Source organism: Streptomyces sp. Z26 (assembly GCF_003665095.1).
Lineage (GTDB): Bacteria > Actinomycetota > Actinomycetes > Streptomycetales > Streptomycetaceae > Streptomyces > Streptomyces phytohabitans.
Genome location: NZ_RCHV01000002.1, coordinates 1,683,253 through 1,701,984 on the forward strand (window position 1 = coordinate 1,683,253; position 18,732 = coordinate 1,701,984).

Below are 18,732 nucleotides of genomic sequence, written 5' to 3' on the forward strand. Positions count from 1 at the left end.
GCGTCCCCGCCGGTCCTTCTGCTGGTCTTCCGGTTCGTCTGCTGGTCGCCCCACTGGCACTCGTGATCCCTGAGTGCCAACCGCCCCGCAGCCAGTGTACGGCCGCCCGGCACGGCCGGGGCAAGGCGGCCTACCCGACGGTATCGCGGGACCGCGCGCCCGGACACGTGCGTCCCGGCCGTACGTTGCGGATAGCGTCCCCGCATGGAAGGCCGTTGGGAAGACCTCGGACAGGGAGTCGTACGACGCCGACTGCCCCGGTGGGACGCCACGGTGGGCGCGGTCGCGGGCACGCGCGGCGTCCTCGTCGTGGACACCGGGGCGACGCTGGGCGAAGGGGCCGCGATCCGGCGGGAGGTACGGGCGCGCTTCGGGCTGCCCGTGACGCATGTCGCACTGACGCACCCGCACTTCGACCATGTGCTGGGGGCGGGCGCGTTCGCCGGGGTGGAGGTGTACGGGGCGGTGGTCGGCCCGGTCGACGCGGCGGCGGGCCCGGTCGGCGGAGGCCGTGGCGACCCGTACGCGCCGGAGGTGCTGCACGCCGACGCCGTACGGCACGGCCTGGACCCGGCGGCGGCGACGGAGGCGGTCGACGTGCTCGTACGGCCCCGGCACCAGGTGTCCGACGACGTCACGCTGTCGCTGGGCGACGGCCGGAGGGTGCTCCTCGCCAACGTCGGCCCCGGCCACACCGGCCACGACCTGGCGGTGCTCGTACCCGGCCGGGACGGCTCCGGCGCACCTCCCACCCTGTTCTGCGGCGACCTCGTGGAGGAGTCCGGCGAGCCCCAGGCGGGCGGCGACGCGCACCCGGCGCGCTGGCCCGCCGCGCTGGACCGGCTGCTGGCGCTGGGCGGCGAGGACGCCCGGTACGTGCCGGGGCACGGCGCGGTGGTGGACGCGGCGTTCGTACGGGCGCAACGGGACGCGCTGGCCCGGCGGTTCGGGCGGGGCTGAACGGGCCGCCGGGGACGGGCGCGGGGCGGGGACGTACGGGAGCGGCGGACGCGGGGGGTGCGAGGGTGGACGCGTGCGGGGGTCGGGGGTGCGCGTGGCGTGCGGGGGTCGGGGGTGCGCGTGGTGGGCGGGGCGGGCGTGAAGAATGGGGCACATGCGCAGCCGCCAGTACGACCCCGACTTCACCCCGCCCTGGAAGCGGCGGAAGCCCGTCCGCGAGGTCGAGGCCACCCCGGACCCCGACCTCGTGGTCGAGGAGGTCACGACCGGCTTCTGCGGCGCCGTCGTCCGCTGCGAGAAGACGGCGCAGGGCCCGACGGTCACCCTGGAGGACCGCTTCGGCAAGCACCGCGTCTTCCCCCTGGAGCCGAGCGGCTTCCTGCTGGACGGCGAACCGGTCACGCTCGTACGCCCCCGCCCCGGCGCGCGTACCCCTCCCGCGGGCGCCGGGCGCACGGCCTCGGGGTCGGTCGCCGTACCGGGCGCGCGGGCACGGGTGGCACGCGCCGGGCGCATCTACGTCGAGGGGCGGCACGACGCGGAGCTGGTGGAACGGGTGTGGGGCGACGACCTGCGGATCGAGGGGGTCGTCGTCGAGTACCTGGAGGGGGTCGACGACCTCCCGGCCATCGTGCGGGACTTCGGCCCGGCGCCGGACGCGCGGCTCGGCGTGCTGGTGGACCACCTCGTGCCCGGCTCGAAGGAGTCCCGCATCGCCGCGGAGGTGACGGGCGACGACGTGCTCGTGGTCGGGCACCCGTACATCGACGTGTGGGAGGCCGTGAAGCCCGCCTCGGTGGGCATCGCGGCCTGGCCTCGCGTCCCGCGCGGGCAGGACTGGAAGACGGGTGTCTGCGCGGCCCTGGGCTGGCCGCCGAACACGGGCGCGGCGTGGCAGCGCATCCTCGGCACGGTCCACTCGTACCGCGACCTGGAACCGGAACTGCTGGGCCGGGTGGAGGAGTTGATCGACTTCGTGACCTCGCCCGCCACCTGAGCCCCGCTCGTGCCCGGTCGCCGGAGCCGCGCCGGGCGGGCGACGGGGGCGAGGACCGGCTCAGGTCAGCGTCCTGAACTCCGTCGTGTCCAGCGTGACTCCCAACAGGTCCAACGGCACCGCCTCGCCGAACTTGGTCGTCCTCTCCACCCTGTAGTCGGCCTCGTCGCCCACCCCCACGGGCTCGGTGAGCAGCACGCAACGACCGTCCAAGGGGTCGACGACCAGGTAGGCCGGGACTCCTCCCGCCGCGTAGATCGACCGCTTGACCCGGTGGTCGCGGTGGACACTCGTCCGGGACACCACTTCGAGAAGCAGCGTGACGGCGGGTGCGGGCACGAGACGTCCCGGGCCCTCGAAAGCGCCCCGTTCGTGCACGACGAGATCGGGCTGCGGCTCACTGGCCTCGCCGGGAATGGCGATGTCCTGTGTCTGGAGCCGGTCCCAGCGCTCCCGGGGGATCTGGTCCGCGACGGACTGCACGATCTTGTTGTGGACCCAGTCAGGCCCGGCCATCATCACGATTTCCCCCCGCAGCAGCTCCGCCTTGTACCCCTCCGGTACTTCGAGTTGCTCGAAGAGCTGTATGACGCGGTCGTCGACGGCGGACATCGCGCTCCCTCCCGCTTGCGGTGCCGAGCGGCACTCACACAGAGTAACTCCGGTGGCGCACCGTACGCACGTCTCCGCAGGCGGAGGAACGCCTTCGGGTGACGCGGTCGGCGGGGGCGCGGCTGCCCGGCGGCGCGGGCGATGGCGGACAATGGCACCCATGCCCTCCGCACTGCCCGACGGCGAGCCCGTGCCCGACGACGGCGCGCTCCCCGCGTCCGCCCTCTCCGGCGCCGCGGCCCGGCCGCTCGGCTTCTACCTGCACGTCCCGTACTGCGCCACCCGTTGCGGGTACTGCGACTTCAACACGTACACCTCCGACGAGCTGCGCGGACCCGGCGGCGCCCTGGCGTCGCGGGACAACTACGCCGCGACCCTCAGCGACGAGGTACGGCTCGCGCGCAAGGTGCTCGGCGACGATCCGCGGCCCGTGGAGACGGTGTTCGTGGGCGGCGGGACGCCGACGCTGCTGCCCGCCGCCGACCTGGGGCGGATGCTCGCCACGATCCGGGACGAGTTCGGGCTCGCGCCGGACGCGGAGGTGACGACGGAGGCCAACCCGGAGTCCGTGGACCCCCGTTACCTGGAGGAGCTGCGGGCCGCCGGTTTCAACCGCGTCTCGTTCGGGATGCAGAGCGCCCGGCAGCACGTCCTGCGGGTGCTGGACCGCACGCACACGCCGGGCCGTCCCGAGGCGTGCGTCGCGGAGGCGCGGGCGGCGGGCTTCGCGCACGTCAACCTCGACCTGATCTACGGCACCCCCGGCGAGTCCGACGACGACTGGCGGGCCACCCTGGACGCGGCGCTCGGCGCGGGCCCCGACCACGTGTCCGCGTACGCGCTGATCGTCGAGGAGGGCACCCGGCTGGCCCGCCGCATCCGGCGCGGTGAGGTGCCCATGACCGACGACGACGTGCACGCCGACCGCTACGTGATCGCGGACGAGGCGCTGGGCGCGGCCGGACTCCGGTGGTACGAGGTGTCCAACTGGGCCACCGACGAGGCGGCCCGCTGCCGCCACAACGAGCTGTACTGGACCGGCGCCGACTGGTGGGGCGCCGGTCCCGGCGCGCACAGCCACGTGGGCGGGGTGCGCTGGTGGAACGTGAAGCACCCCGCCGCGTACGCGCAGGCCCTCGCCGACGGCCGTTCCCCGGGCGCGGGCCGCGAGCTGCTGTCGGCCGAGGACCGGCGCGTGGAGCGCGTACTGCTCGAACTGCGCCTCGTCGACGGCTGCCCGCTCGACCTGCTCGCCCCGGCGGGGGCGCGGGCCGCGCGGCGCGCGCTGGACGACGGGCTGTTGCGCCCGGAGGCGTACGACGGCGGCCGGGCGGCGCTCACTCGGCGCGGGCGGCTGCTGGCGGACGCGGTCGTGCGCGACCTGGTCGACTGAGGGGAGGGGCGGGGCCGCCGGGCCGCCGGACCGGAATGCGGTCGCGCGGCCCGGCCCGGCCGGGCCGTCAGGCGGCCCGCGACCCTTCGTACATCTCGTCGATCAGGTGCTTGAACTCCCGCTCCACGACCGGCCGCTTGACCTTCAGGCTCGGGGTCAGGTCGCCGTGCTCCACGTCCAGGTCGCGCGGCAGGATGCGGAACTTCTTGATCGTCTGCCAGCGCTGGAGGCCCTGGTTGAGCTGCTCCACGTAGCCGTCGACCAGCTCGCGCACCTCGTCCGAGGCGACGACCTGCTCGTACGGCTTGTCCTTCAGCGTCTCGTGCTCCCGCGCCCACTCCCGTACGGAGGGCTCGTCGAGGGCGATCAGCGCCGTGCAGAAGTTCCGGTCGGCGCCGTGGACCAGGATGTTGGAGACGTACGGGCAGACCGCCTTGAACTGCCCCTCGACCTCGGCCGGGGCGATGTACTTGCCGCCGGAGGTCTTGATGAGGTCCTTCTTGCGGTCGGTGATCTTGAGGTAGCCGTCGTCGGACAGCTCACCGATGTCGCCGGTGTGGAACCAGCCGTCGTCCTCCAGGACCTCGGCGGTCTTCTCCGGGAGGCCGTGGTAGCCCTGCATGATGCCCGGCCCGCGCAGCAGGATCTCGCCGTCCTCCGCGATCCGCACCTCCGTGCCGGGGAGGGGCTTGCCGACGGTGCCGGTGCGGTACGCCTCCCCCGGGTTGACGAAGCTGGCGGCGCTGGACTCGGTGAGCCCGTAACCCTCCAGGATGTGGATGCCCGCGCCGGAGAAGAAGTAGCCGATGTCCGGGGCGAGCGCGGCGGAGCCGGAGACGCACGCCCGCATGTTCCCGCCGAACGCCTCGCGCAGCTTCGCGTAGACCAGCCGGTCCGCGACGGCGTGCTTCGCCTTCAGCCCGGCGGGCGCGCTCGCGAGGCCCGTACGGCGGAAGTTGTCCTGTGTGACCTTGCCGTACTCGCGGGCGACGCCCGCCGCCCACTGGAAGATCTTGTACTTCGCCGCGCCGCCCGCCTTCGCCTTCGCGGCGACGCCGTTGTAGACCTTCTCGAAGATGCGCGGCACGCCCGCCATGTACGTGGGGCGGACGGTCGGCAGGTTCTCGATGATCTTGTCGATGCGCCCGTCGACCGCCGTGACGTGCCCCACCTCGATCTGCCCGGAGGTGAGCACCTTGCCGAAGACGTGCGCCAGCGGCAGCCACAGGTACTGCACGTCGTCCTCGCCCACCAGCCCGGTCTGGGCGATGGCCTTCGCCATGTACGACCAGCAGTCGTGCGGCAGCCGTACACCCTTGGGGCGGCCGGTGGTGCCCGAGGTGTAGATGAGCGTCGCCAACTGGTCGGAACGGAGCGCCGCCACGGACTCCTTGATGCTCTCCGGGTGCTCCGCCAGGTGCGCCTCGCCCCGCCGGATCAGCTCGTCGAGGGAGAGCACCCAGCCGTCCGGGTCGCCGTCCGCGGCGACGGCGTCCGCCGTCTCGATCACGACGACGTGGGCGAGGTTCGGCAGTTCGCCGCGCTTCTCGCGGGCCTTGGCGAGCTGGACGGCGTCCTCCGCGATCAGCACGCGGCTGTCGGAGTCCGCGAGGATGTACGCGGTCTCGTCGGTGTTCGTGCTCGGGTAGATCGTGGTCGTGGCGGCGCCGGAGCACAGCACCCCGAAGTCGCACAGGATCCAGTCGACCCGCGTGCTGGAGGCGACCGCGACGCGCTCCTCGGGCCGTACGCCCAGCGCCATCAGCCCGGCGGCGACGGCGAAGACACGCTCCCCGGCCTCGCTCCAGGTGTACGAGCGCCACTCGTCGGGAGCGTCCGCCGTCGCCCCGGGCACGGGGTACCGGTAGGCCTCCCCGGCGGGCGAGGCCGCCACCCGCTCCAGGAACAGCGTCGCCACCGAGGGCGGCCGGTTCTCGATCAGGGACTGTGTGTCGCTCACGACATCCTCCGGGCCCACGTCTGGTTCGTCTGGCTTCTGGTTCGTCTGGCTTCGCGCGTGGGACTCCACGCTTGTGACTCACGAGTAACTACAGAGCAGGGATCAGACTAAGCGCCGGGGCCCCCTTACGTAAGGGGGCTGGTCCACGGTCGATACGCGAGCGTGACCGGACGCCCGGAGCGGTCGTCCGGTCACCACACGACCACCACATCCCCGTCCGGGCGCCGGGCGCGGGCGGCCGTACGGGCGCCCGACCCACGACTCGTACGGGCGCGGCCCCGCGCCACCTCGTACGGGCACGGCCCCGCGCTACTTCTTCGCCTTCGCCTCGCCCGAGTCCCCGTCGCTGGACAGCGCGGCGATGAAGGCCTCCTGCGGGACCTCGACCCGGCCCACGACCTTCATCCGCTTCTTGCCCTCCTTCTGCTTCTCCAGCAGCTTCCGCTTCCGGGAGATGTCACCGCCGTAGCACTTGGCGAGCACGTCCTTGCGGATCGCGCGCACCGTCTCCCGCGCGATGACCCGGGAGCCCACGGCCGCCTGGATGGGCACCTCGAACTGCTGCCGCGGGATCAGCTCGCGCAGCTTGGACGCCATGCGCACGCCGTACGCGTACGCCTTGTCCTTGTGCACGATCGCGGAGAACGCGTCCACCCGGTCGCCCTGGAGCAGGATGTCGACCTTGACGAGGTCGGCGGCCTGCTCGCCGTTGGGCTCGTAGTCGAGGGAGGCGTAGCCGCGCGTCTTCGACTTGAGGGAGTCGAAGAAGTCGAAGACGATCTCGGCGAGCGGCAGTTGGTACCGCAGCTCGACGCGCTCCTCGGAGAGGTAGTCCATGCCCTGGAGGCTGCCGCGACGCGCCTGGCACAGCTCCATGATCGCGCCGATGAACTCGCTCGGCGCGATGAGCGTGGAACGCACCATCGGCTCGTGCACCTTGTCGACCTTGCCGGTGGGGAACTCGCTCGGGTTGGTGACGACGTGCTCGCTGCCGTCCTCCATCACCACGCGGTAGACCACGTTCGGCGCGGTGGCGATCAGGTCGAGCCCGAACTCGCGCTCCAGCCGCTCCCGGATCACCTCCAGGTGCAGCAGGCCGAGGAAGCCGACGCGGAAGCCGAAGCCGAGCGCGGCGGACGTCTCCGGCTCGTAGACGAGCGCGGCGTCGTTCAGCTGGAGCTTGTCGAGGGCGTCGCGCAGCTCCGGGTAGTCCGAGCCGTCCAGCGGGTAGAGCCCCGAGAACACCATCGGCTTGGGCTCCTTGTAGCCGCCGAGCGGCTCGGTGGCGCCCTTGCTGAGCTGGGTGATCGTGTCGCCGACCTTGGACTGGCGGACGTCCTTCACACCCGTGATCAGGTAGCCGACCTCGCCCACGCCGAGGCCCTCGGAGGGCGTCATCTCCGGGGAGTTGGCGCCGATCTCCAGCAGCTCGTGCGTGGCGCCGGTGGACATCATCTTGATGCGCTCGCGCTTGCTGAGCTTGCCGTCGACGACCTTCACGTACGTGACGACGCCGCGGTACGAGTCGTAGACCGAGTCGAAGATCATCGCGCGGGCGGGGGCGTCGGCCACACCCACCGGTGCGGGGACCTTGTCGACCACGATGTCCAGCAGCTCCGGCACGCCCTCGCCGGTCTTCGCCGAGACCTTCAGCACGTCCTCCGGCTCGCAGCCGATGAGGTGCGCCAGCTCGGCGGCGAACTTCTCGGGCTGCGCGGCGGGCAGGTCGATCTTGTTGAGGACGGGGATGATCGTGAGGTCGTTCTCCATCGCGAGGTAGAGGTTCGCGAGGGTCTGCGCCTCGATGCCCTGTGCGGCGTCCACCAGGAGGATGCAGCCCTCGCAGGCCGCCAGCGAACGGGACACCTCGTACGTGAAGTCGACGTGGCCGGGGGTGTCGATCATGTTCAGCACGTGCGGCCGATCCGCCCCCGCGGCGCCGCCCGCGCCGCTCTCGCCCCCCTGCGCACTCCGCGTCCACGGCATGCGCACCGCCTGGGACTTGATCGTGATGCCCCGCTCCCGCTCGATGTCCATGCGGTCGAGGTACTGGGCGCGCATCTGACGCTGGTCGACGACGCCGGTCAGCTGGAGCATCCGGTCGGCGAGCGTCGACTTGCCGTGGTCGATGTGCGCGATGATGCAGAAGTTACGGATCAGCGCCGGGTCGGTACGGCTCGGCTCCGGCGCGTTCGAAGGGGTCGCGGGCACGCAGTGTCCTGTCGGGGTGTGTCGGTGGAGGCTCTCGGTGGGTGGAGCTCTCGGATCGCAATACGTCCCCTCCATCGTCCCATGCGCGCGCGGCGGCCCGGAGAGCCTGTGGACGACGGCCCCGGACGGCGCCGGGGCGGGGGTGGACGGAGGACGTACGGGCTGCCGGGCGCGGGATCCGGGACGTGCGCCGGGGCCGTACGGGACCGGGCCACCGGCCGGGGCGAGGGCCGTGTTCCGTGCTGATATGCTTGCCCACTGTGCCTTGTGTCCGCCGCCCGTAGCCCGTCGCCAGTCCGCCGGGTACGGCAGGGGCGGACGCGCACGGGCATCCGAACGACATCATCGAACCCTGTGAAGGCTCTTTCGTGGCGAACATCAAGTCCCAGATCAAGCGGATCAAGACCAACGAGAAGGCGCGTCAGCGCAACAAGGCGGTCAAGTCCGAGCTGAAGACGGCGATCCGGCGCACCCGGGAAGCCGTCGCCGCCGGTGACGCCGAGAAGGCGAACACCGCTTCCCGTGACGCCGCCCGCAAGCTCGACAAGGCGGTCAGCAAGGGCGTGCTGCACAAGAACAACGCGGCCAACAAGAAGTCGGCGCTCGCCCAGCAGGTCGCTTCCCTCAAGGGCTGACACCCCGCTGGCAGCCCTCCGGGGCTGAGGCCGGACACTCGGCCACTCGTCGGCTTCGGCCACCCGTCGGCACGGACAGCGAGCCCTCTCACTCCGCCCCGCGCCGACAGCCGCTCGACACCGCGCCGCACGCGGCCTGCGTTCGCCACGCGGGTGCGGCGCACCCCCGGCGCGCACGTCCTCCCGTACCCGTACGGGATGCGCGTACGTGCCGCCGAACACGACGTCGGGCGGTCCCACGGTCCGTGGCCTCCGGGTCCCGGGCGCGTGAACCCACAGCACCGCAAGGCCCCCGGGCCCGTCTGCGCCAAGGACGGGCCGGGGGCCTTCGCGCGTTCCGCGCGGGAGCGCCCGCCTCCACGGCCGGTCGGTGCCAGCGGTGAAGAGGGTGGTGGGCCGGGCCGGGGACGGCGTGGTCAGCGGGAGCGGGCCGCGCGGGCGATGGTGATCACGGCCTGCTCCAGGGCGAATTCGGGGTCGTCCCCGCCGCCCTTCACCCCCGCGTCGGCGCGCGCGACCGCCCGGAGCGCCTCGGACACACCGTCGGCCGACCAGCCGCGCATCTGCTGCCGTACGCGGTCCACCTTCCACGGCGGCATCCCCAGCTCGCGCGCGAGGTCGCCGGGGCGCATGTTCCGGGGGGCCGACGCCAGCTTGCCGATGGCACGGACGCCCTGCGCGAGGGCGCTGGTGATCAGGACGGGGGCGACGCCTGTGGCGAGGGACCAGCGCAGCGCCTCCAGCGCCTCGGCGGCCCGCCCCTCGACCGCGCGGTCAGCGATGGTGAAGCTGGACGCCTCGGCGCGGCCGGTGTAGTACCGCGCGACGACGGCGTCGTCGATCGCGCCCTCCACGTCGGCGACCAACTGGCGGCAGGCCGAGGCCAGTTCGCGCAGGTCGCTGCCGAGCGCGTCGCACAGCGCCTGGCAGGCGTCGGGTGTCGCCGAGCGTCCCGCCGTACGGAACTCTGCCCGCACGAACGCCAGCCGGTCCGCGGGCTTGGTCATCTTCGGACAGGCGACCTCGCGCGCGCCGGACTTGCGGGCGGCGTCGAGCAGCCCCTTGCCCTTGGCACCGCCCGCGTGCAGCAGCACGAGGGTGATCTCCTCCGCGGGGGCGGCGAGGTACGCCTTGACGTCCTTCACGCTGTCCGCCGACAGGTCCTGCGCCCCGCGCACGACGATCACCTTGCGCTCGGCGAACAGCGACGGGCTCGTCAACTCGTCGAGCGTGCCCGGCTGGAGGTCCGGCGCGGTGAGGTCGCGCACGTCCGTGTCCGCGTCGGCGGCGCGCGCCGCGGCGACCACCTCCTGCACCGCGCGGTCGAGGAGCAGGTCCTCCTGCCCGACGGCGACCGTGACGGGCGCGAGGGGGTCGTCTGTCGTGGGTGTCCTACGGGTTCCGGCCATCGCGGTCCAGCATCCCACGCGCCACCGACAGCGGCGGCGGTGACGGCCACGCCACGGTGGCCGTCACGGGGGCCGCCACCACGACCGGGCCCGCCGGACGCGTACGCGTCACTCGCGCCAGCCGTCGTACTCCGCCGCCAGCTCCGCCAGCGGCCCCGGGGCGTACTCGCCGTCCCCGTCCTCGACCACCACCAGCCACTGCGCGTCCTCCGCGTCGTCCTCTCCGGACAGCGCCTCCCGCACCAGTTCGGGTTCCTCCCGAACGCCGAAGCGTTCGAGCAGCTGCTCGGCCACCTCCTCCGCCGCCTCGCGGTCGGGGAGAACCAGGATGTGTCGTACGTCGTCCACGCGCCCATTCTGCGATCCGCGCGCGACCGCGCGCGAACGGGGTCCCGTCGAGGCGATTCGGCCACCAAGTCGCGCCGCTCCGCAGCCTGTTGACGCACGACCGGACTGGGCGCACCCCACGGATGTACCGCGGGTGAACCTCTTCTGACACCTCGTCCGCGAGTGTCCCGGGGCGCACGGAACGTCCGTACGGTGCACGCGTGGAGTGGCTGAACGCCGAGAACGTACTGGGCACCGCGGGTGTGCTGGTGACCCTTGCCGTGCTCGCGTACGAGCGGCTGATACCGGGGCTGAAACGCATCGGCTACCGCGTGCAGATGGACACCAAGATCGGCGGGGACCAGGAGAACGGCGAGGCGGACGTACGGCTGGGGCTGTTCGACGAGTTCCCCGACATGTCCGAGGGCTCCCTGGTGCTGCTCCGCATCGAGAACGACGGGCTGCGGGCCATCGGCCAGAACAGCTACGAGTCGGACGGGCTCACCGTCACCTTCACCGACCGTACGGTGCGGGGAGTCGCCGTGACGGAGCCCAACCCCGAGGAGCTGGTGGAGAGTCTGACCGCGGAACGCGGGCTCCGGCACGAGGGCAACAAGATCCACCTCCCCAAGGTGCCGCTGAACAAGGGCCACCACTTCAAACTGCTCGTGATGCTCAACGGGCCCGGCATCGGCCGCGAGGTCAAAGTGCGCGGCACCATCAACGAGGGCACCGTCAAACGGAACCGGCAGCAGCCCCGCCCCAGCAACCTGCTGCTCGGCGTCGTCGTGTTCCTCGTCCTGCTGGTGGGTGTGCAGCAGTCGCTGCTGTGGCGGAGCCAGGGGCAGGAGCCGCCGCGCATGGGCTGCGCCGAAGGGCGGCTGACCATCGTGGGCTCCACCGCGCTCCGGCCCGCGATGGAGCGGATAGCCGAGGAGTACGAGTCCGACTGCTCCGGCGCGGAGATCGAGGTGGCCGCGGACGGCAGCCGGGAAGGGCTCCAACTCCTCGACGCGGAGGGCCGGAAGGCGAAGGACGGCGCCCCGCCGATGGTGGCGATCTCCGACGGACGCGCCTCGGGTCACGAGGAGCTGCGGGAGGACCCCGTCGGCGTCGCCGTCTTCGCGATGGTGGTCAACGACGGCGTGGGCCTGGACGACATCTCGCTCGCGGACCTGCGTCGGCTCTACCGCGGGGAGGTCCGCAACTGGCGTGAGCTGGGCGGGCACGACCTGCCGGTACGGCTGGTCAGCCGCAGCAGTGCCTCCGGGACCCGGGGGATCTTCCAGGAGAGCGTGCTGAAGGGCTTCGAGCCGGGGGTATCGTCGCAGGACTGCGTGCGCCGGGACGACCCCGCCGCGCGGCAGTCGCGCTGCGAACGCCGCGACACCCCGACGGTGCTCGCGGAGGTCGGGGAGATCGCGGGCGCGGTCGGCTACGGCGAGCAGAAGGCGGCGAGCGAGGCGCCGGGGGTGAAGCTGCTGCGGCTGGAGGGCCACGCTGCGGACTCCGAGACGGTCCGGGCGGGCACGTACCCGTTCCGGGCGACCGAGTACGCGTACACGTACGGGAGTCCGCCCGCCGACTCGCTCCCCGCCGAGTTCCTCGGTTACCTCTCGGACGGTGCCGCCCAGCGCGTCCTGCGGTCGCACGGGCACCTGTCGTGCGCGGGGCTGCGCAGCGCCCAGCTCTGCTGAACCCGGCGGCCCGGCCCGCTCCGGCGGGCTCGTACGGCCTGCCGGGTGCGTACGGTCTGCCGGGTGCGTACGGTCTGCCGGGTGCGTCGGGGCCGGGGCTGCCTGGTCGGCGGCGTGCGTCGGGGCTGCCCGTGCCGTCCTACGCGCCGCCCACCGGCGGAGTGCGCCGTACGACGCCCTCGCCCGACGAGGTGACGGCCAGGGCGCCGGAGACGTCGGTACGGAGCACGAGGACGTCCCGGCGCCGGAGGGCGTCGAGGGTACGCGGTGCGGGATGGCCATAGGGGTTGTCCTCTCCACAGGAGATCAGTGCGGTACGTGGCGCGAGCCGGGCCAGGAGCGCGGGGTCCTGGTAGGCCGAGCCGTGGTGCGCCACCTTCAGCACGTCGACCCGCGGCAGGTCGGGGCGGGATGCCAACAGGCGGCGCTGGGCGGGTGGTTCGAGGTCGCCGGGGAGGAAGACGGTGAGGTCACCGGCGCGTACGAGGAGGGTGACGCTGGAGTCGTTCGCCCCGGTGTCCCCTTCCGTGCCGGGTGGCCGGGACGTACGGGCGCCGGGCGCGGGGTCCGGTGGCCACAGCACCTCCCAGGACAGGTCGCCGACCGACCGCCGCTCCCCCGGCTCCGCGCGGATCTCCGGTACGCCCGCACGGCGTGCCGCCTGTCGCACGAATCGCGCCTGCTCCCGTGGCTGCCGCAGGCCCGTCGTCTGGATCGCCCCGACGGCGCGGCCGCGCAGCGCGCCGGGGAGCCCGGTGACGTGGTCCGCGTGGAAGTGGGTGAGGAGGACGAGCGGGAGGGTCGTGACGCCGAGGGCGCGCAGGCAGCCGTCGACGGCGTCGGGATCCGGGCCGGTGTCGACCAGCACCGCTCTGCCGTCACCGGCCGAGAGCGCGAGCGCGTCGCCCTGACCGACGTCGCAGGCCACCAACCGCCAGTCCGGGGGCGGCCAGCCGGTGAGGGGGCGGGTGAACGCGGGCGGGCGGGCCAGCACGAGCAGCAGGAGCAGGACGCACGCGGCGGCGGGCAACGGGTGCCTCGGCAGCCGCCGTACGAGCACCGCCAGGGCGGGTACGAGCACCGCGAGCAGCGCCGCCCCCGGCCAGGTGCCCGGCCAGTCCACGACGGCGCCGGGGACCGACGCGCCCGTACGGGCGATGAGCGCGATCCCGCCCGTGGGCCAACCGGCCAGCCAGGCGAGGGCCTTGGCCACGGGCAGCGCCCAGGGGGCGGTCGCGAGAGCGGCGAAGCCCAGCACGGTGGCGGGTGCGACGGCGAACTCCGCGAGCAGGTTGCAGGGCACCGCGACCAGGCTGACGTGCGCGGACAGCACCGCGACCACGGGTGCGCAGGCGGCCTGCGCCGCGAGCGCGGCGGCCAGCGCCTCGGCGGGGCGACCGGGGAGGCCACGACGGCGCAGCGCGGCGCTCCAGCGCGGGGCTACGGTCAGCAGCGACGCCGTGGCGAGGACGGAGAGCAGGAAGCCGAAGTCCCGGGCCAGCCAGGGGTCCCAGAGGACGAGCAGCAGTACGGCGGCGGCGAGCGCGGGCAGCAGGGAGCGTCGGCGGCCCGTGCCGATCGCGAGGATGGTGACGAGGCCGCAGGCCGCCGCCCGCAGCACGCTCGGGTCGGGACGGCTGACGACGACGAACGCGAGGGTGAGCAGGGCGCCGAGGGCGCCGGTCGTACGGAGGGGGATGCCCAGGCGCGGTGCCAGGCCCCGCCGTTCGGCGCGGGAGGCGGTGCCGGGCGGGCCGATGAGGAGCATCAGCATGATCGTGAGGTTTCCGCCGGAGACCGCCAGCAGATGCAGCATGTCCGTGGTGCGGAACGCCTCGTCGAGGTCGTGCGGGACGCGTGCGGTGTCACCGACGACCAGGCCCGGCAGCAGCGCACGCGCGTCCGGCGCGAGCCCGTCGCTGGCCGCGCGGAGGCCCGCGCGCAACTCCCCCGCGTACCGCTGGAGGGTGCTGGGCGCGCGGATCACCTCGGGTGACCGGGTGCCCGGTACGCGCAGCACGGCGGCGATGTCCCGTACGCCGCCCTCGCCGCCCGCCGGGGCGAGGCGCGCGGGGACCCGGACGCGGGTGGAGGGCAGCAGGCCGCGCCACGCGCGGGCCGGGTCGGCACCCTCGTGGGCGCCGGGCGCGGCACCCACGCCGCCGGCGGCTTTCGCGGGGCGGTCGCCGTCCGGTGCCTCCGGGTGGACCAGGAGCAGCACCGGGGCGCGTACGTCGACCGTGCCCACCGTGTCCGCCGTGACGCGGCGGGCCTCGGCGGGGACGACGATGACGCCGTCCTCCCGGCGCGCCCCGCGCACCCGCGCCTCCGTGGCGCGCGGGTCGCCGGTGACGGTCACCTCGACGGTGGCGGGGGCGTACGCGGCGGCCAGCTCCGGCACCGGGCCCCGGTGCACGTCCGCCGCGTGCAGCGCGGCGACGGTGACCGCCGCCCCCGCGCACAGCAGCGTCGCCGCCACGGCGAGCAGCGCGGGGCGCGGGGGGTTGGCGGAGGGTGCGCCGGGCCCGGGACGCGCGCCGGGTGTCGTGGACGTACGGCGGTGGGCGAGGACGGCGAGCAGGGCCGAGGCGAGCCCGCACCCCGTGGCGACCAGCGCGGACGTACGGGCGGCGAGGCCCATGCCGAGGGCCGCCGCCGCCCACGCCGCGAGGGCGGGCGGAACCAGCCGGAGGTCGGCGGGGCCCTCCTGGCGGGGGTCGGCGCCGCCCGGCCCGCCGCCCGTGGCGGGTGGGGGCGCGGCCGGGCCGGTCACGGTCCCACCCGTGGCTCGATGTCGGCGAACCGGGCGTCCCCGATGCCGTTGACCTCCCGGAGCTGGTCGACCGAGGTGTAACCGCCGTTCTGCGTGCGGTAGTCGATGATGTGCCGCGCCAGGACCGGCCCGACGCCGGGCAGCTCCTCCAACTGCTCCGCCGTCGCGGAGTTGAGACTGATCCGCGCTCCCCCGCCGCCGTCCCCCGCGCCTGTCCCGCCTGGGGCGGCCGGGCCCCCGGGGGCGGGGCTGCCCCGTGCCGTGGTGGGCTGCGGGCCGGTGGCGGGCGCGCCCGCGCCGCCGACGACGATCTGTTCGCCGTCGACGAGCACACGGGCCTTGTTGAGCGCGCCCGTCTCCGTACCGGGCTCCGCTCCCCCGGCCGCCTCCAGGGCGTCCGCGACCCGCGATCCGGACGGCAGCCGGTGCACACCGGGCTTCCGCACGTCACCGGAGACGTCGACCGTGACCCGTTTCGCCCTGCCGGGTCCGGCGCCCACCGGGGAGTCGCCGGGGCGGCTCTCCACGGGCGGCGCCGCGGAACCGTCGGCGGCGGCCTGCGGCGCCCGTACGGTCTGCGGGCGCCCCGTCCAGAAGTGGTGCACGGCGAAGCCGACCGCGATCAGCAGCACCACCCCGAGGGCCAGCAGGGTCCGCGGCTCCACACCGCAGCGCAGCCGCACCCAGAGCGGCAGCCGCTCGGTCAACGCCAGCCGCAGCCCGGTCGACCGGCCGGGCAGGGACGCTTCGGCCGTACGTTCCGCGTCCGGTTCCGTACGCTCCCCGCCGGTCGGCTCCGGTCCGCCGTACGGCCGCCGGTCGTTCGCGTCGCGGTCGTCGCGGTCGTCGCGGTCGTGGGCGGCGGGCACCAGGGGCACGGGGACCGTACGCGCGTCGCCGCCGCCCCCGGGCCCACGGCCCGTGCCGCTCACCCGGGTCCGGTGCGCGGCGGCGTGCCCCGCGCGGCTGCGCCGCACCGCGTCACGTGCCGCGGAGATCGCGATCGGCCGGGGCAGCACGCCGTGAACGGCCGTGGGAGCGGGCCGGGTCGGGCCGCCCCACGCCCGCACCGTGCGCGTCGTCTGGCGCGGCACCGCACGCCGCCCGCGTGCCGCCGGGTCCAGCCCCGCGTCGGGGCCCACCACGGGCAGTTCCGGCGCGGGCCCGTCCGGAGCGGGCCCGTCCGCCGCAGGCCGGTGCGGCGCTGCGGGCTCGCGTGCGCGCGGTCCCGGCGCGGCGGCCATCTCCCGTACGGCCGTGGGCGCTTGCCCCGTGAACGCGTCGGGGTCCGGCGCGGGAGCGGGCCTCTCGTACGGGAACGACGTCCCCTCCCCGTACGCCCTCGGAGCCTCGCCGTCGCCCCCGCTCGTGCCCGGCCCTGTCGGGAGTGGTGCGAACAGTGCCGAGGCCCGTTCGGGGACCGAGGCCGCCGACGGTACGGACGAGGCGGTGTCGGAGGAGTCGAAGGCGGAGGCAGAGGGGTCGGGCGGGTCGGGTGCGGCCTCCCGGCGACGGATACGGACGGCTACGCCCCTGGCCGGACGACGATGGCTCGGGCCGGAGGTGTCCCGGTGTGATCGAGAAGTCATACCCGGACGCTACGAACGCCACGGGCCACTCGATGATCTTGCTCAATTCCTGGGGAAACCCGGTGAGTTGTGGACAACTCCACCACCCGTCACGGTGACGCTCCTCAGCGGAGCGAGACCACCGCCGCCAGCAGCCCCGGCCCGGTGTGTGCTCCGATCACCGCGCCCACCTCGCTGACGTGCAGGTCCGCGAGCCCGCGCAGCCGTCCGCTCAGCTTGTCCGCCAGCTGCTCCGCGCGCTCCGGCGCGGCCAGGTGCTGCACGGCGACGTCCACGCGCGCGTCCCCGGCCTTCTCGACGACCAGCTCCTCAAGCCGGGCGAGCGCCTTCGACGCCGTACGCACCTTCTCCAGCATGCCGATCCGCCCCTCGGACAGCTCCAGCAGCGGCTTCACCGCCAGCGCAGAGCCCAACAGCGCCTGCGCGGCGCCGATCCGGCCGCCACGGCGCAGGTAGTCGAGGGTGTCGACGTAGAAGTACGCGGAGGTCTGCGCGGCACGCTTCTCGGCCGCGGCCACGGCGTCATCCAGGGTGCCGCCGGTGCGGGCCGTGTCGGCGGCCGCCAGCGCGCAGAAGCCGAGCGCCATCGCGACCATCTGCGTGTCGACCACCCGGACGGGGATCGGCGCCTCCCGCGCGGCGAGCACCGCCGCGTCGTACGTGCCGGAGAACTCCGCCGAGAGGTGCAGCGAGACCACGCCGTCCGCGCCCTCCTCCGCCGCCGCCCGGTACGCCTCCGCGAAGGTCGCCGGGCTCGGCCGCGAGGTGGTCACGGGACGGCGCTTGCGCAGGGCCTCCGCGAGCGAGCGGGCCGAGATCTCGGTGCCCTCCTCCAGGGCCTCGTCACCCAGGACGACGGTCAGCGGAACGGAGTTGATGCCGTGCTCAGCCAGCGCCGCCGGGGGCAGATAGGCGGTGGAGTCCGTGACGATCGCGACGTGGCTGCACATGAATCGGAGGTTATCTCCCGCTGTCGGCACGCGGCGGCACAGGTCCGGACGTATACGTTCCGCTTACATTCCGTACGTGACAGGGAACGGTTGCGCACGACAGCCGAACGGCTTCCTCACAGTCCGTCTTCCCGCCCGTCCACACCTTCCCGCCACGCGCGGAGCCTCAAGGCGCGCTCTGCGGGCGGCCCTTGCTCAGGTCCGGGAACCGGGCCACCCCCGCCGCACCCTCGTCACCCGCCGGAGCGGCCCCCGTGTCGACGGCTCCCGTACCGACGGCACCCGGGTCGGCCGCCTTCGCGACCCCGTCCGCGGGTCCGTCCCCGGTCCCCTCCGGCAGGCCAGGCGCGGGCTCTCTCTCGGGCAGGGCCGCCGAACGGTCCCCGGCGCCGGTTCCCGCGCCCGCGTCGTCGTCCCAGCCGCCAACACCCACACCGGCGCCGGCACCGACGGCGGCAGCACCGGCGCCCATACCGAGTGCCGGGTCGCGCCAGCCGCGCAGCGCCCCCGACTCGATCTCGATCTGGTCGCGGAGCGCCGAGAGCCCCTCCGCGTCGTACTGCCCCGCGCGCTCCTGCGCCGCGAAGCGCAGCGAGTCGGCGGACTCCTTGATGGTCGCGACCCGCGCGCGCACGTCCGGCAGCCGCGCCGCGACCCGCGCGCGGTCCGGCTCACGCTCCATCAGGGCCCGCAACTCGCCGTCCAACTGCCGTGCGTGGTCGTGGAGTCGGTCCAGCAGGCCGAGCGCCTCCCGCAGCGACGGGTCGTCGCGCGACCCGGACTCCAGCGCGAGCCGCGTGCTGTCGATGGACGAGCGCAGCTCCAGCCGTACGCGCGCCACCTCGCCCACGGGCCCCGGCTGCGCGGTGCGCGCCTTGAGGCCGGTCTCCTCGACCGTCCGCCGCACCTGCTGGCCCGTACGCTCGACGCCGCGCTTCACCGCGCGGACGGTCCGCACCGTGGCGATGATCCCGAGGGTCACGAAGACCGCGAAGAGCAGGGCCAGTGCGCCGATGACGAACTCCACGCGTGCTCCTTCGTCTGTACGTCGATGACTCCGGGACGTCCGTGGCTCTCCGACGTCCGTACGCGCGCCCGTACACGCACGTCCCGTACCGTTCTCCAGCCTAAACGGACGGGCCCCGCGCGTGGTTCCGTACGACCCCGGACCGGACCCCGCACCCGTCCCGTAGGGGACGGACGCGGGCGGCCACCGTAC

14 protein-coding genes are annotated in these 18,732 nt (G+C 74.1%); 5 read left to right on the plus strand and 9 right to left on the minus strand.

Annotated features, from left to right (window positions below; translation table 11 throughout):
* Nucleotides 1–204 precede the first annotated feature (204 nt).
* The gene (locus tag D7M15_RS07430) at nt 205–960 is read left to right on the plus strand and encodes an MBL fold metallo-hydrolase (RefSeq protein ID WP_121516766.1); all 756 of its coding nucleotides are present in this window, start codon (nt 205–207) and stop codon (nt 958–960) included.
* A 154-nt stretch (nt 961–1,114) separates the two neighbouring features.
* A complete protein-coding gene (locus tag D7M15_RS07435) occupies nt 1,115–1,957 on the plus strand; it encodes a DUF3097 domain-containing protein (RefSeq protein ID WP_121516767.1) in 843 nt (280 codons plus the stop codon).
* Nucleotides 1,958–2,017: 60 nt separating this feature from the next.
* On the opposite strand, the gene D7M15_RS07440 is transcribed toward D7M15_RS07435, so the two are convergent.
* Nucleotides 2,018–2,569 (minus strand): Uma2 family endonuclease, encoded by a 552-nt coding sequence (locus D7M15_RS07440; protein WP_121516768.1) that lies wholly within the window; start codon nt 2,567–2,569, stop codon nt 2,018–2,020.
* A 160-nt stretch (nt 2,570–2,729) separates the two neighbouring features.
* Between D7M15_RS07440 and hemW the strand changes: the two genes are divergently transcribed.
* A complete protein-coding gene (hemW, locus tag D7M15_RS07445) occupies nt 2,730–3,962 on the plus strand; it encodes a radical SAM family heme chaperone HemW (RefSeq protein ID WP_121516769.1) in 1,233 nt (410 codons plus the stop codon).
* Between the two features lie 67 nt (nt 3,963–4,029).
* Here the strand turns inward: hemW and D7M15_RS07450 are convergent, their stop codons facing one another.
* Nucleotides 4,030–5,922, minus strand: a complete 1,893-nt coding sequence (locus D7M15_RS07450) for a long-chain fatty acid--CoA ligase (protein ID WP_121516770.1) — start codon at nt 5,920–5,922, stop codon at nt 4,030–4,032.
* Nucleotides 5,923–6,231: 309 nt separating this feature from the next.
* The gene (gene lepA / locus D7M15_RS07455; RefSeq protein ID WP_121516771.1) at nt 6,232–8,133 is read right to left on the minus strand and encodes a translation elongation factor 4; all 1,902 of its coding nucleotides are present in this window, start codon (nt 8,131–8,133) and stop codon (nt 6,232–6,234) included.
* Nucleotides 8,134–8,501: 368 nt separating this feature from the next.
* Between lepA and rpsT the strand changes: the two genes are divergently transcribed.
* Entirely contained in the window at nt 8,502–8,768 is a 267-nt protein-coding gene (rpsT, locus tag D7M15_RS07460; RefSeq protein WP_121516772.1) for a 30S ribosomal protein S20, read from the plus strand.
* A 416-nt stretch (nt 8,769–9,184) separates the two neighbouring features.
* Here the strand turns inward: rpsT and holA are convergent, their stop codons facing one another.
* Both holA and D7M15_RS07470 read right to left on the minus strand, forming a co-directional pair.
* Nucleotides 9,185–10,177 carry a DNA polymerase III subunit delta gene (gene holA / locus D7M15_RS07465; RefSeq protein ID WP_121516773.1) on the minus strand — a complete coding sequence of 331 codons (993 nt, stop codon included), beginning with the start codon at nt 10,175–10,177 and terminating at the stop codon, nt 9,185–9,187.
* A gap of 108 nt (nt 10,178–10,285) precedes the next feature.
* Nucleotides 10,286–10,525, minus strand: a complete 240-nt coding sequence (locus tag D7M15_RS07470) for a hypothetical protein (RefSeq protein ID WP_121516774.1) — start codon at nt 10,523–10,525, stop codon at nt 10,286–10,288.
* Nucleotides 10,526–10,725: 200 nt separating this feature from the next.
* Here D7M15_RS07470 and D7M15_RS07475 point away from each other — a divergent pair, with 200 nt between their 5' ends.
* Nucleotides 10,726–12,201 (plus strand): substrate-binding domain-containing protein, encoded by a 1,476-nt coding sequence (locus D7M15_RS07475; protein WP_121516775.1) that lies wholly within the window; start codon nt 10,726–10,728, stop codon nt 12,199–12,201.
* Between the two features lie 139 nt (nt 12,202–12,340).
* Here D7M15_RS07475 and D7M15_RS07480 read toward each other — a convergent pair whose 3' ends face one another.
* From D7M15_RS07480 to D7M15_RS28930, 4 genes are all read right to left on the minus strand, one after another.
* Entirely contained in the window at nt 12,341–14,974 is a 2,634-nt protein-coding gene (locus tag D7M15_RS07480) for a ComEC/Rec2 family competence protein (protein WP_121516776.1), read from the minus strand.
* Nucleotides 14,971–16,119 carry a ComEA family DNA-binding protein gene (locus D7M15_RS07485; RefSeq protein ID WP_346428788.1) on the minus strand — a complete coding sequence of 383 codons (1,149 nt, stop codon included), beginning with the start codon at nt 16,117–16,119 and terminating at the stop codon, nt 14,971–14,973. The genes D7M15_RS07480 and D7M15_RS07485 overlap by 4 nt, the downstream gene beginning before the upstream one ends.
* A 548-nt stretch (nt 16,120–16,667) precedes the next feature.
* Nucleotides 16,668–17,513, minus strand: a complete 846-nt coding sequence (locus tag D7M15_RS07490) for a DegV family protein (protein WP_121516778.1) — start codon at nt 17,511–17,513, stop codon at nt 16,668–16,670.
* A gap of 166 nt (nt 17,514–17,679) precedes the next feature.
* Nucleotides 17,680–18,540, minus strand: a complete 861-nt coding sequence (locus tag D7M15_RS28930; RefSeq protein WP_240649175.1) for a hypothetical protein — start codon at nt 18,538–18,540, stop codon at nt 17,680–17,682.
* Between the last annotated feature and the right edge of the window lie 192 nt (nt 18,541–18,732).